This window comes from Aeromicrobium sp. P2_G6 (assembly GCF_056403535.1).
This window is the reverse complement of sequence record NZ_JBFUFH010000003.1, coordinates 96075-108219: the sequence shown is the minus strand read 5'-3', so window position 1 is coordinate 108219 and position 12145 is coordinate 96075. Positions and strand designations below refer to the sequence as shown.

13 protein-coding genes are annotated in these 12145 nt (G+C 68.2%); 8 read left to right on the top strand and 5 right to left on the bottom strand.

Annotated elements, in window-relative coordinates:
* The first annotated feature begins 150 nt into the window (after window positions 1-150).
* Window positions 151-1707 carry an amino acid permease gene (locus AC1DVU_RS11525; protein WP_476922576.1) on the top strand — a complete coding sequence of 519 codons (1557 nt, stop codon included), beginning with the start codon at window positions 151-153 and terminating at the stop codon, window positions 1705-1707.
* Window positions 1708-1711: 4 nt separating this feature from the next.
* On the opposite strand, the gene AC1DVU_RS11520 is transcribed toward AC1DVU_RS11525, so the two are convergent.
* On the bottom strand, window positions 1712-2275 hold the full coding sequence (locus AC1DVU_RS11520) for an O-methyltransferase (protein ID WP_159538412.1): 564 nt from the start codon (window positions 2273-2275) through the stop codon (window positions 1712-1714).
* A gap of 256 nt (window positions 2276-2531) precedes the next feature.
* Here AC1DVU_RS11520 and AC1DVU_RS11515 point away from each other — a divergent pair, with 256 nt between their 5' ends.
* The 4 genes from AC1DVU_RS11515 (at window position 2532) to AC1DVU_RS11500 (ending at window position 6536) form a co-directional block, all read left to right on the top strand.
* Window positions 2532-2705: a hypothetical protein gene (locus AC1DVU_RS11515; protein ID WP_476922575.1), complete on the top strand. Its 174-nt coding sequence runs from the start codon at window positions 2532-2534 to the stop codon at window positions 2703-2705.
* Window positions 2706-2762: 57 nt separating this feature from the next.
* Window positions 2763-3821, top strand: coding sequence for a 3-isopropylmalate dehydrogenase (locus tag AC1DVU_RS11510; protein WP_476922574.1), 1059 nt, complete (start codon window positions 2763-2765; stop codon window positions 3819-3821).
* Between the two features lie 43 nt (window positions 3822-3864).
* A complete protein-coding gene (locus tag AC1DVU_RS11505; RefSeq protein WP_476922573.1) occupies window positions 3865-4959 on the top strand; it encodes a branched-chain amino acid aminotransferase in 1095 nt (364 codons plus the stop codon).
* A gap of 143 nt (window positions 4960-5102) precedes the next feature.
* The gene (locus AC1DVU_RS11500) at window positions 5103-6536 is read left to right on the top strand and encodes an aspartate ammonia-lyase (RefSeq protein ID WP_476922572.1); all 1434 of its coding nucleotides are present in this window, start codon (window positions 5103-5105) and stop codon (window positions 6534-6536) included.
* Between the two features lie 4 nt (window positions 6537-6540).
* Here AC1DVU_RS11500 and AC1DVU_RS11495 read toward each other — a convergent pair whose 3' ends face one another.
* On the bottom strand, window positions 6541-7236 hold the full coding sequence (locus AC1DVU_RS11495) for a hypothetical protein (protein WP_476922571.1): 696 nt from the start codon (window positions 7234-7236) through the stop codon (window positions 6541-6543).
* A gap of 174 nt (window positions 7237-7410) precedes the next feature.
* On the opposite strand from AC1DVU_RS11495, the gene cimA reads away from it, so the two are divergent.
* Window positions 7411-9018 carry a citramalate synthase gene (gene cimA, locus AC1DVU_RS11490; protein ID WP_476922570.1) on the top strand — a complete coding sequence of 536 codons (1608 nt, stop codon included), beginning with the start codon at window positions 7411-7413 and terminating at the stop codon, window positions 9016-9018.
* Between the two features lie 45 nt (window positions 9019-9063).
* Window positions 9064-9816: a hypothetical protein gene (locus tag AC1DVU_RS11485; RefSeq protein ID WP_476922569.1), complete on the top strand. Its 753-nt coding sequence runs from the start codon at window positions 9064-9066 to the stop codon at window positions 9814-9816.
* A gap of 30 nt (window positions 9817-9846) precedes the next feature.
* Here AC1DVU_RS11485 and AC1DVU_RS11480 read toward each other — a convergent pair whose 3' ends face one another.
* Window positions 9847-10290 carry a GNAT family N-acetyltransferase gene (locus tag AC1DVU_RS11480; protein WP_476922568.1) on the bottom strand — a complete coding sequence of 148 codons (444 nt, stop codon included), beginning with the start codon at window positions 10288-10290 and terminating at the stop codon, window positions 9847-9849.
* Between the two features lie 28 nt (window positions 10291-10318).
* Here AC1DVU_RS11480 and AC1DVU_RS11475 point away from each other — a divergent pair, with 28 nt between their 5' ends.
* On the top strand, window positions 10319-10885 hold the full coding sequence (locus tag AC1DVU_RS11475; RefSeq protein WP_476922567.1) for a protein-L-isoaspartate O-methyltransferase family protein: 567 nt from the start codon (window positions 10319-10321) through the stop codon (window positions 10883-10885).
* A gap of 8 nt (window positions 10886-10893) precedes the next feature.
* Here the strand turns inward: AC1DVU_RS11475 and AC1DVU_RS11470 are convergent, their stop codons facing one another.
* Both AC1DVU_RS11470 and AC1DVU_RS11465 read right to left on the bottom strand, forming a co-directional pair.
* Window positions 10894-11292 carry a Fur family transcriptional regulator gene (locus tag AC1DVU_RS11470; protein ID WP_476922566.1) on the bottom strand — a complete coding sequence of 133 codons (399 nt, stop codon included), beginning with the start codon at window positions 11290-11292 and terminating at the stop codon, window positions 10894-10896.
* On the bottom strand, window positions 11292-12143 hold the full coding sequence (locus tag AC1DVU_RS11465; protein ID WP_476922565.1) for a metal ABC transporter permease: 852 nt from the start codon (window positions 12141-12143) through the stop codon (window positions 11292-11294). Before AC1DVU_RS11465 ends, AC1DVU_RS11470 begins: the two co-directional genes overlap by 1 nt.
* Window positions 12144-12145: the final 2 nt, after the last annotated feature.

The window sequence follows — 12145 nt, the reverse complement described above, 5'->3', positions numbered from 1 at the left end:
TGCAGGACCGTCCATTTTCGGTGGATCTCCGGCACATTTCAGGCGTGTGACGTCTCGGGGGAGTGCTGACAGGCGACCTCAGCCCCGGTACCTTTCTCGCAACGTGGTTGCCGCACCGGTGGCCAGGCTGATGTCTAGGGGTGTGCCTGCATGGCCGATGCTTCGATCGGCAGGGCACGTCGTCTCCCGCCCGAGCTTGCGATGCTGCGGATCAGCAACGCCCGTCACCGCCTGCCAGCCGTGTTCGGCACGGGCCTGCTCATCGTGCTGGCGCTGGGCGTCATGATCGGCGCGGGCATCTTCTCGTTGGCCGGCAGACAGGCCGCGACGATGGCCGGCCCCGCCGTGATCGTCTCGTTCCTCATCGCCGCCGTGGTGTGCCTGCTCGCCGCGCTCTCGTACGCCGAGCTGTCCTCGACGCTGCCGACCGCCGGCAGCGTCTACACGTTCGCCTATGTGGCTTTCGGCGAGTTGTGGGCCTGGATCGTCGGCTGGGCGCTGGTTCTCGAGCTCGTCGTCGCCGCGGCACTCGTCTCCCGCGTCTGGGCGGCGTACTTCGCGACGACGCTCGACGGCTTCGACGTCGCGGTACCGACATTCGTGGCCGAGCACTCGTCGGTCGACAAGGGCACCGGCTGGATCGCGGCGATCGTCGTGATCGTGCTGGCGCTCCTGGTCATGCTGGGCACCAAGCTGTCGGGGCGGGTCCTGGCCACGATCGTGGCGGTCAAGCTCACCGCGGTCGTGCTGGTCATTGCGGTTGGCGCCCGCCACGTCGACTCCGGCAACTACACGCCATTCGTTCCGGACGTCGACTCTGGCGCGGGCGCGAAGGGCACGGTGCTGCAGAGCATCCTGGGCGGATCCGGCGATGCGTTCGGGATCGTGGGCATCTTCACCGCCGCCGGGGTCATCGTGTTCGCGTTCATCGGCTTCGACCTCATCGCGACGGCTTCCGAGGACGCCCGTAACCCCCGACGATCGGTGCCGCGCGCGATGCTCGCCTCGATCGGCATCGTCACGGCGCTCTATGTCGCGATGGCGGCGGTGCTCGTGGGACTGAAGCCGTACGGCGAGCTCAACACCAACGCACCCGTCTCGGACGCCCTCCGTGGGGTCGGGCCGGGGTGGAGCGGCGACGTCATCAACGTGGGTGCCCTGTTCGGTCTCACGACTGTCGTGCTGGTGGTTCTGATCGCCCAGAGCCGCGTGCTGTTCGCGATGGGGCGCGACGGCCTGCTGCCTCGGGGACTGGCCCGCATCGGCGCCGGTTCATCGCCGTCCCGGGCGGCACTCGTCGCCGGTCTCGCAGCGGCCGGTCTGGCACTCGATCCCGGCACCGCCAACCGGGAGCAGCTCTTGGTGCTCGGCACGCTGTTCGCGTTCGCGTTCTGTGCGGTCGGTGTGATCCGGTTGCGCAAGTCGCAGCCCGACCTCGAACGCGGTTTCCGTGTCCCGCTCGTGCCGTTGGTCCCGATCCTCTCGCTGCTCGCGACGATCTGGTTGTCCCTCAGCCTGACCTGGTCGACGTGGCGCAACTTCGGCGTGTGGATGGTGGTCGGGCTCGTGATCTACGTGATCTACGGTCGCCGGCACAGTGCGCTGGGCAATCGCGAGGAGCCGCCGCCTGCGCCGCCCGAGGCCGAGGTCGCTCTGGCCGCCCGGGCCGTTCGCGCGCCGGGCGCCCATCGGGCGGGGTATCGCTAGGGCGTCAGCGCCGCGTCGCGATGATCAGCGAGGCGTCGACGTCGATCAGCATCTCGACGGCGGCGAACCGCTCGTCGGTGAGCCACTGCTCGCGGACCGTGTCGACGCGGCCCTCGACGATCGGCGGCCAGAACGCCGATGGCACGAAGTCGTCCAGCACGGCGATGCCTCCGGGCTCGAGCAGGTCGGCGATGACGTCGATGTCCTGCATGACCTCACGGACGTCGACGAACAGCAGCGAGAACGGGGCGTACTGCTCGAGCGTCGACCAGTCGCCGGCGATCACGTCGACGTTGTCGGTGTCGGCGAAGATCTTCTGCACATCGCCGGCCAGTGCCGGATCGAGCTCGGCGCTGACGACCCGAGCATCCTTGGGCGCACCGCTGGAGAGCCACGCCGAACCGACGCCGCACCCGGTGCCGAGCTCGGCGAGCGTGCCGGTGCGCGAGGCGGCCAGCGACGCCAGCAGTCGACCCGTCTCGTTGCGGATCGACGTGATGAACCCGCGCTGGCGGGACAGGTCGAGAGTGCTCGAGACGAGCGCGGGGACTTCAGCGGGGGCGCTCACGTGGCCAGTCTGTCACGATCCGATGACACGGCACGCCCGTCTCATCTCGCGCGCTGAGACGCGCCCCACGTTTGCCGGACAAGACGGCGCTACGCGCCTACACTGGCCGAACTATGCGGAAGCAGCTTGTAGTAATCGCTTGCCGCGGCAGGGCCTCTTAGGGCTACACCCTGCCGCGGAGTTTCGGCGTTGGCCCGCCGTTCCGCCGCAGGGTTGCTGATCATGATCTGATCGCTCGCTTTCGTACTCTCCTCGGATGATCTCCGGACACGTGTCTGGTGGAACGGCGGACCCCCGCCGGGACCCGTTCCCGTCCACACCGAAGGAGATCGCCATGGAACCCCAGCTGATGGAGTGGGGCCCCGCGCACCTGCGCGACGAGGCCTCGACGCCTGAGTTCGAGTTGTCCGACCGACCCGACGACAACTGACCACATACCAAGATGCAGGTTTCACATCCTGAGACCTGCCTGCCTAGAATGACGCTCATGACTCGCTCGTTTTCCCTTGCAGTGGTGCCCGGAGACGGCATCGGACCCGAAGTGACCGCCCAGGCCCTCCAGGTCCTCAACCTCGTCGCCGCCGACCACGACGCCGCGTTCAGCAGCACCGAGTACGACCTCGGCGCCAAGCGTTGGCACGCCACGGGAGAGACCCTGCCCGACTCGGTGCTCAAGGAGATCCGCGGCCACGACGCGATCCTGCTCGGTGCCGTGGGCGACCCGAGCGTGCCGTCCGGCGTCCTCGAGCGCGGTCTGCTGCTCAAGCTGCGATTCGCCCTCGACCACTACGTCAACCTGCGCCCGTCCAAGCTCTTCGCGGGTGTCCAGACCCCGCTGGCCGATCCCGGAGCGATCGACTTCGTCGTCGTGCGCGAGGGCACGGAGGGTCCCTACGTCGGCAACGGCGGCGCGATCCGCGTCGGCACGCCCCACGAGCTTGCGACCGAGGTCAGCATCAACACGGCCTACGGCGTCGAGCGTGTCGTCCGTGACGCGTTCGCCCGCGCCCAGGCGCGGCCCCGCAAGAAGCTGACGCTGGTCCACAAGAACAACGTGCTGGTGCACGCCGGCCACCTGTGGACGCGCACGGTCGACGCCGTCGCGGCCGAGTTCCCCGACGTCGCGGTGGACTACCTCCACGTCGACGCGGCGACGATCTTCCTCGTCACGGATCCTGCCCGATTCGACGTCATCGTGACCGACAACCTCTTCGGCGACATCCTCACGGACCTTGCCGCGGCCATCACCGGTGGCATCGGCCTCGCGGCGAGCGGCAACGTCAACCCCGATCGCACGGCACCCAGCATGTTCGAGCCGGTCCACGGCTCGGCGCCCGACATCGCCGGCCAGCACAAGGCCGACCCGACGGCCGCGATCCTCTCGGGTGCTCTCCTGCTCGAGCACCTCGGCCTGCCCGAGGCGGCCACGCGCATCAGCTCCGCAGTCGAGGCCGACATCGCCGGGCGCGGCGCCGCTCCTCGCACCACCGAGGAGGTGGGAGAGGCCATAGCTTCACGCGTGGCCGAGGGCGTAGCGGTCGGTTAATGACCGCTTACCCTTGACCCCAGAAAGTACTAACGTGATTACTATGACTTCCGACCATTTCGCCAGCACGTTCGAGGCCAACCCAGCCGCGAAGACCGACGAGCAGCGCGAAGCCATCCTCGCCAACCCCGGCTTCGGCAACCACTTCACGGACCACATGTTCCTGTCCGAGTGGACGCCTGACACGGGCTGGGCGAATGCCCGGGTCGTTCCCTACGGTCCGCTGCTGATGGACCCGGCGACCGCGGTGCTGCACTACGCGCAGGAGATCTTTGAGGGCCTCAAGGCGTACGTCCACGACGACGGCTCGGTCTGGCTGTTCCGGCCCGACGTCAACGCGGAGCGCCTGCGCCGCTCGGCGCGCCGCCTGGCGCTGCCGGAGCTGCCGACCGACTGGTTCCTCGGCTCGATCCGGGACCTGATCATCGCCGACCGGGCCTGGATCCCGTCCGGAGGGGAGAAGAGCCTCTACCTGCGGCCGTTCATGTATGCCTCCGAGGTCTTCCTCGGCGTGCGACCGAGCCAGCACGTGACCTACTCGGTCATCGCCTCACCGGCCGGCGCCTACTTCCCGGGTGGCGTCCAGGCGGTGTCGATCTGGCTGTCCTCGGAGTACTCCCGAGCCGGCGCCGGTGGCACCGGAGCAGCCAAGTGCGGCGGCAACTACGCCGCGAGCCTGCTCCCGCAGCGGGAGGCGGCCGAGCACGGCTGCGCGCAGGTGGCATTCCTGGACTCGACCGAGCACAAGTGGGTCGAAGAGCTTGGTGGGATGAACCTGTTCTTCGTGCACGCCGACGGCTCGATCGTCACGCCCGAGCTGTCCGGCTCGATCCTCGAGGGCGTCACCCGCGACTCGATCCTGCAGATCGCCCGCGACCTCGGCTACGCCGTGACCGAACGGCGAGTGAGCATCGACGAGTGGCGTGATGGCACTGCCGACGGCTCGATCACCGAGGTCTTCGCGTGCGGCACGGCGGCTGTCGTGACGCCGATCAGCTCGCTCAAGTGGGACGGCGGCGAAGCGGTCAGCGGCGATGGTGAGGCCGGCAAGATCACGACGGACATCCGCTCGGCGCTCGTCGACATCCAGTACGGCCGGGCGCCTGACCAGCACGGTTGGCTCCACCAGGTGATCTGAGCTGGAACGCGCATTTCAATCGCCCGATGCGAAGGGGATGACTGTACTGATGAGTACAGTCATCCCCTTCCGCATGTGGCACCGGATTGCTCTATGGTCGCCATGTGGGGCTCAACGTCGCGCCCCGTCACTGGAGGCTGCACATGACCATTGCCACGCGTTCCGAACACGATTTGATCGGCGACCGTGACGTCCCCCTCGAGGCCTATTGGGGTGTGCACACACTCCGCGCCCTCGAGAACTTCCCCATCACGGGCATCCCGATCGGCACGAGCCCGTTCCTCGTCGAGGCGCTGGCGGCGGTCAAGGAAGCCGCGGCGACCGCGAACCATGATCTGGGCCTGCTCGACGACGAGCGCTTCGCCGCGATCCGCGATGCCTGCGAGGAGATCCGTAGCGGCGAGCTGCGCGACGAGTTCATCGTCGACGTCATCCAGGGTGGCGCCGGCACCTCGACCAACATGAACGCCAACGAGGTCATCGCCAACCGTGCTCTTGAGCTGATGGGGCACAAGAAGGGCGACTATCACGTCATCCATCCCAACGAGCACATCAACCTGAGCCAGTCGACCAACGACGTCTACCCGACAGCGGTCAAGATCGCCATCATCCTGGCAACGCACGCGTTGCTCGACGCGATGGCGGTGCTGGAGGCGTCGTTCGCAGCCAAGGCTGACGAGTTCCACGACGTGCTCAAGATGGGCCGCACCCAGCTGCAGGATGCCGTCCCGATGACGTTGGGGCAGGAGTTCCGGACGTACTCGCTGATGATCTCGGAGGACCGCAGCCGGCTCTCCGAGGCCGTCCTGCTGCTGCACGAGATCAACCTCGGTGCGACCGCGATCGGCACCCAGCTCAACGCCCCTGAGGGCTACGTGCCGGCCGCTTGCGCCCACCTGTCGCGGATCACGGGGCTGCCGCTCGAGAGCGCGATCGACCTGATCGAGGCCACCCAGGACTGCGGTGCGTTCGTGCAGCTGTCGGGCACGCTCAAGCGCGTCGCCGTCAAGCTGTCGAAGATCTGCAACGATCTGCGACTGCTGTCCTCAGGTCCGCGAGCCGGCTTCAACGAGATCAACCTCCCCGCCGTCCAGGCCGGGTCGAGCATCATGCCCGGCAAGGTCAACCCGGTCATCCCCGAGGTCGTCAACCAGGTGGCGTTCCAGGTCATCGGCCATGACATGACGGTCACGATGGCGGCCGAGGCCGGGCAGCTCCAGCTCAACGCGTTCGAGCCGATCATCTGCTACTCGCTGTCGGCCGGCATCTCGCGGTTGCGCGAAGCGATCCTCGTGCTGGCGAGCCGCTGCGTCGACGGCATCACCGCCAACGTCGAGCTGCTGCGCAACGAGGTCGAGAACTCGATCGGCCTGGTCACGGCCCTCAACCCCTACATCGGGTATGCCGCGGCGACGGACGTCGCGCAGGAGGCTCTCGCCACGGGCCGCGGCGTGGCCGAGATCGTGCTCGAGCGCCAGCTGCTGCCGCCCGAGAAGCTCGAGGCGATCCTGCGTCCTGAGACCTTGGCCCACCTGGCCCCCAAGAGGTCGAAGCACGAGGAGAAGCCGACCACCTGACGCGTCAGGGGGCGAAGAGCGCCTCGGCGGGGTCGCCGTCGAGGGTGACCCCGAGCAGGTGGTCGTCCTCGTCGTACGTGATCTCGACGTCGATCGATCGCCCCTTGGGTGTCGACGCGGCCTCGGTGTCGCCCAGGCCGTACGCGATATCCCGCAGCGTCACGGTGGCGCGGCCGACCGGGTCATTGGCGGGCCACTCGGCGAGGAGCCGATGGACGAGTCCGGCGAGGACGGCGCTGTACATCGCGTGCGCCGACTCGTCCACGCCCTCGACGACGATCTCGGGCAGGCCGAACGACCTCAGCCCGACCGTGCGGAGGTATCCGTCGGACAGCCCTAGGTAGTCGACGGTGTACCACTGTGTCGCGTGCGCGAGCGAGACCTCGTCGGACCGCCACTCGACGACGCGAGGAATGCTCAGGTCGATCACCACCCCGTCATGCTCCTCCGCGAGGAGCAGCGCGTCGATCCGGGCGTCGCGGATCGCGAACGCCGCGTCCTCGAGGGTCGTCTGACGCAGGATCAGCCGCTGGTGCGGGCGGGAGCGCAGGCGGCGCATGGCCACCTCGGACGAGCCGTAGTGACGGAGCAGCTCGGGGGAGGGGGGCGGGATCAGGTCCTCCGTCTCCAGAGGCTCGGCCGTCATGACGGCGTACATGACGCTCGGCTCCAGATCGAGTGGGACGGGTCTGGCGGTCATAGGTCGATCAGTCTAGACTGACCCGCATGCAGAGCATCTCGATCATTATCAACAGGCGCGCCGGGCACTGACACCAAGCTCCCGACGCGCTGCCTCCCATCTTCTGGGGGGCATTTTTTGTGTCGGGACGGGCCATGCCTGACCGAGATGCCGACCGGACCGAAGGACACCGCAGTGAACGCAGGACACCAGAGCGTGAGCGACTTCCACGTCTACGACACGACGATGCGCGACGGCGCACAGCAGGAGGGCCTCAACCTCTCCGTGCAGGACAAGATGCACATCGCGCGCCACCTCGACGACCTCGGCGTCGGCTACATCGAGGGTGGCTGGCCCGGGTCGAACCCCAAGGACACCGAGTTCTTCGCCCTCGCGGCCAAGGAGCTCGACCTCAAGCACGCGACGCTGGCTGCGTTCGGCGCCACGCGCCGGGCCGGGGTGCAGGCCTCGGAGGACCCGCTGATCCAGGCGCTCCGTGACTCCGGCGCGTCCGTCGTGACGCTGGTCGCCAAGAGTCACGACCGGCACGTCACGGAGGCGCTCCGCACGACGCTCGAGGAGAACCTCGCGATGGTGCGTGACACCGTGACCTACCTGCGCGAGGAGGGCCAGCGGGTCTTCGTCGACCTCGAGCACTTCTTCGACGGCTACCGCGCCAACCGTGACTACGCCCTCGAGGTCGTACGCGCTGCGGGTGACGCGGGCGCTGAGGTCGTCATCCTGTGCGACACCAACGGCGGCATGCTGCCGCACTGGGTCACCGAGATCGTCACGGATGTCGCCCAGACCGGCGTACGCCTCGGCATCCACGCGCACAATGACACCGGCTGCGCGGTCGCCAACTCGATGGCGGCGGTCCAGGCCGGCGCGACGCACGTGCAGGGCTGCGTCAACGGCTACGGCGAGCGCACGGGCAACGCCGACCTGGTGACGTGCGTGGCCAACCTCGAGCTCAAGCTGGGCATTCCAGCGCTCCCGGAAGGTCGCCTCGCGGAGGCGACTCGCATCTCGCACGCGATCGCCGAGATCACGAACTATCCGCCGTCGGCGCGCCAGGCGTACACCGGCGTCTCGGCATTCGCCCACAAGGCCGGCCTGCACGCGAGCGCGATCCGGGTCGACCCGAACCTCTACCAGCACATCGACCCCGCGCTGGTCGGCAACGACATGCGGCTGCTGGTCTCGGAGATGGCCGGGCGGGCCACGATCGAGCTCAAGGGCAAGGAGCTGGGATTCGACCTGGCCAACGACCCCGTACGCCTGGCGCGGGTCACCGACCGGGTCAAGTCGATGGAGCAGTCCGGCTACACGTTCGAGGCCGCCGATGCGTCGTTCGAGCTGCTCCTCGCCGAGGAGATGGACGGGGCTCGGCCCTCGTACTTCGACGTCGAGTCCTGGCGGGTGCTCGCCGAGTCGGCCCGCGGTGACGACGCCGTCGCCGAGGCCACGGTCAAGCTGGTCGCCGGAGGCGTACGCCTGGCGGTGATCGGCGAGGGCAATGGCCCCGTCAACGCGCTCGACCATGCGCTACGCCAGGCCATCGAGCAGGTCTATCCCGACGTCGCACGCTTCCACCTGATCGACTTCCGCGTCCGCATCCTCGACCAGGGGCACGGCACCGATGCCGTCACCCGCGTGTTGATCGAGACGTCGGACGGCAAGGACTCGTGGGTCACGGTCGGCGTCGGCGCCAACATCATCGAGGCGTCCTGGGAGGCCTTGGTCGACGCGCTCACCTATGGGCTGCGCCGGCACGGGGTGGCGTCGCGCATCAACGGCTGATGGATTGACCCGCTTTCCCGACGCTGGGACTGTGTGGGGGTGAACGTGCCGATGCGCAGGGCCGTGGTCGCCCTGCCGGTCCTGCTGACGGTCGTGATAGCGGTCGTCATCGGCGCGCTCGTCGTGGTGCAGGACCAGCGGCAGTCCAGCCAGGTCGGTGAGGCGGACATGGTCGCGCAGGACTATCTCGCGCAGGTCGAGAAGTTCCGGTCGTCGGTCATCGCCAAGGTCGAGGCAGCTGACGCGAAGGACCCCGGAGCCTTGAGCAAGGTGGTCGACCGCGCCATCGCGGAGCCACCGCGCCTGGCCGACGCGCCGGCATACGGTCGCGAGCACTCCACGTCGTACGCCGAGGCGCTGCAGACCGAGGCGACCGTGCTGCAGCCGTTCAAACGGCTCAGCACCACGCTGCGCAGGGCCGACACCGCGCTGGCGTTCATCGTCGCCGCGCGCAAGGTGCTCGAGCTCCGGGCTACCGACTACGTGGGATACGGATTCATCACCACGAGCACGCGAGTGCGGTCCGAGCTGATCCCGGCGTTCGTCCGGGCCCGCGACGAGTTCGACCGGGTCACGGTGCCTCAGGGCCAGGAGAAGCTGGCGCAGAAGGTGCACGACGCTGCGCAGTACGTCATCGACCAAGCGTCGCTCCTGGCCAACAGCATCGAGAGTCGCCGCAACTTCTCGTTCAGCTACCGCGAGGAGTTCCAGGCGGCGGCCGACGCGGTCAGCGACTACGCCACCAAGGTCAAGGGCGATGTGGCCGAGGCAGTCTCCGAAGTGACCGCGACTTCCTAGAGTCGGCGATCAGGAAGGCAGCAGCCGAGGTCAGCGGGCAGCCGACGGAGTCCTCGACATGGGTGTGTGGAGGATGCCCGCCTCGTAGTAGTCGTCACCCGAGCGTGCGTAGCCGAACGACTCGTACCAACGCTCGAGGTAGGACTGGGCGTTGAGCTGCAGCTCGCTGTCGCCCCACAGGCGCGCCACCTCGGCCATGAGCTGCCCCGACAGTCCCTGCCCGCGTTGATCCTTGCGCGTGCAGACCCGGCCGATGTGGCGGACGCCGTCATCCCCGACGTAGACCCGCAGATAGCTCGTCGGACCATCGGCGTCCTCAAGCCACAGGTGCGTCGTCGTGGGCAGCAGGTCTCGGCCGTCGACGTCCTCCTCGTCGACCTGTTGCTCGACCGCGAACACCGCGTCGCGGATCTTCCAGATGTCGTAGACGTCCTGCGCGGTCAGCGCATCACCGGTCACACAACGCAGGCCCATGACCCCACCCTAAGAGTAGGTTCGGAGCATGGACACGCCTGTGGCAGAGGCGATGCGCGCGGTGCCGCGCGCGCACTTCCTGCCGCGGGCACAGCGGGGCTCAGCCGGCCTCGACCAGGCGTTGGAGGTCGGCCACGGGCAGACGTGCTCGCAGCCCTCGACGGTCGTCGACATGCTGGAGCTGCTCGACGTACGGCCGGGCATGCGCGTGCTCGATGTCGGTTCCGGCACGGGCTGGACGACGGCGTTGCTCGGGCACTTGGTCGGTCCGGACGGCTGCGTCATCGGGTGCGAGATCGTGCCGGCGCTGGTCGAGTGGGGGCGGGAGAACCTCGCGGGCGAGGGCATGAGCTGGACCCGCATCGAGAGCGCCACCAAGCACGAGCTGGGTCGACCCCAGAACGCGCCGTACGACCGCATCCTCGTGTCGGCGATGAGCGACAGCCTCCCGTACGAGCTCGTGGAGCAGCTCGCGCCGGAGGGGATCCTCGTCATTCCCGTGGCCGGCTCGATGACACGGGTCATCGTCGACGCGGACGGCACTCCGCAGATCAGCCGGCACGGGATCTACCGGTTCGTACCGCTGATCCGCTGATCCCCAGGCTATTCGCGGGCGCTGACGCAGGTGTTGCACGTGCCGAAGATCTCCAGCGTGTGTGCGACGTCCTGGAAGCCGTTCTCCTCGGCGATCTTGTCGGCCCAGCGCTCGACGGTCGGACCCTCGACCTCGACGGTGCGGCCGCAGGACCGGCACACGAGATGGTGGTGATGGCCGGCGCTGCACTGGCGATAGAGGACCTCACCATCGTCGTTGCGCAGGGCGTCGACCTCGGCAGCATCCGCGAGAACCTGCAGGCTGCGATAGACCGTCGACAGGCCGACGGACTCACCGCGTTGCTTGAGGATGTCGTGGATCTCCTGCGCACTGGCGAAGCCGTCCAGATCCTCGAGGATCGCGACGACCGCGCGGCGCTGGCGAGTGTTGCGGGGTGCTTCGACCATCAGATGTCTCCTCGTGCGAAATCTACTGGATGACGACGGGCCCGAAGGCGCCTCGTCGCTGCGCCGAACAGTGCGGCCACCGCGAACACCGTGAGCGCGAGCAACACGATCGTCGGGCCGGGCTGGGTGTCGATCTCGTAGCTCGCGACGACGCCGCCGAGGGCTGCGAACAGGCCGATCGCCATTGCGGCAGCGTGTGTCGCCCGGAAGCTACGGGTCAGCTGCTGGGAAGCGGCGACGGGTACGACCATCAGCGCCGACACCAGCAGCAACCCCACGGTGCGCATGGCGACCGTGATCGTCACGGCGGCGAGCACTGCGATGAGGATGCTGTAGACGCGCACGGGCACGCCACTGACCGCGGCATGCTCCTCGTCCTGGCACACCGCGAACAGCTGGGGTGACAGTCCGACCGCCAGGGCGATCACGACCACGGCGAGGATCGCAACGACCTTGAGGTCCCCGTCGGACACCGTCGTGATCGAGCCGAACAGGAAGCTGTTGAGTGCGGACGCGCTCTTCCCGGCCAGATCGGTGAGGAGCACGCCGCCGGCGAGCCCGCCGTAGAAGAGGATCGCGAGAGCGACGTCACCACTCGTACGGCCGAACATGCGCAGCAGCTCGATGACGATGGCGCCGACCACCGCGACGGCGATGGCGGTCAGGACCGGGGCGACGTGGGTGAGCAGGCCGAGGGCGACACCAGTCAGCGCGATGTGCCCGATGCCGTCGCCCAGCAGGGCAAGACGACGCTGGACGAGGAACGTGCCGATCGCGGGTGCGGCGAGGCCGGTGAACACCGCGGCGATCAGCGCCCGCCGCATGAAGTCATAGTCAAGAAGCTCGATCATGC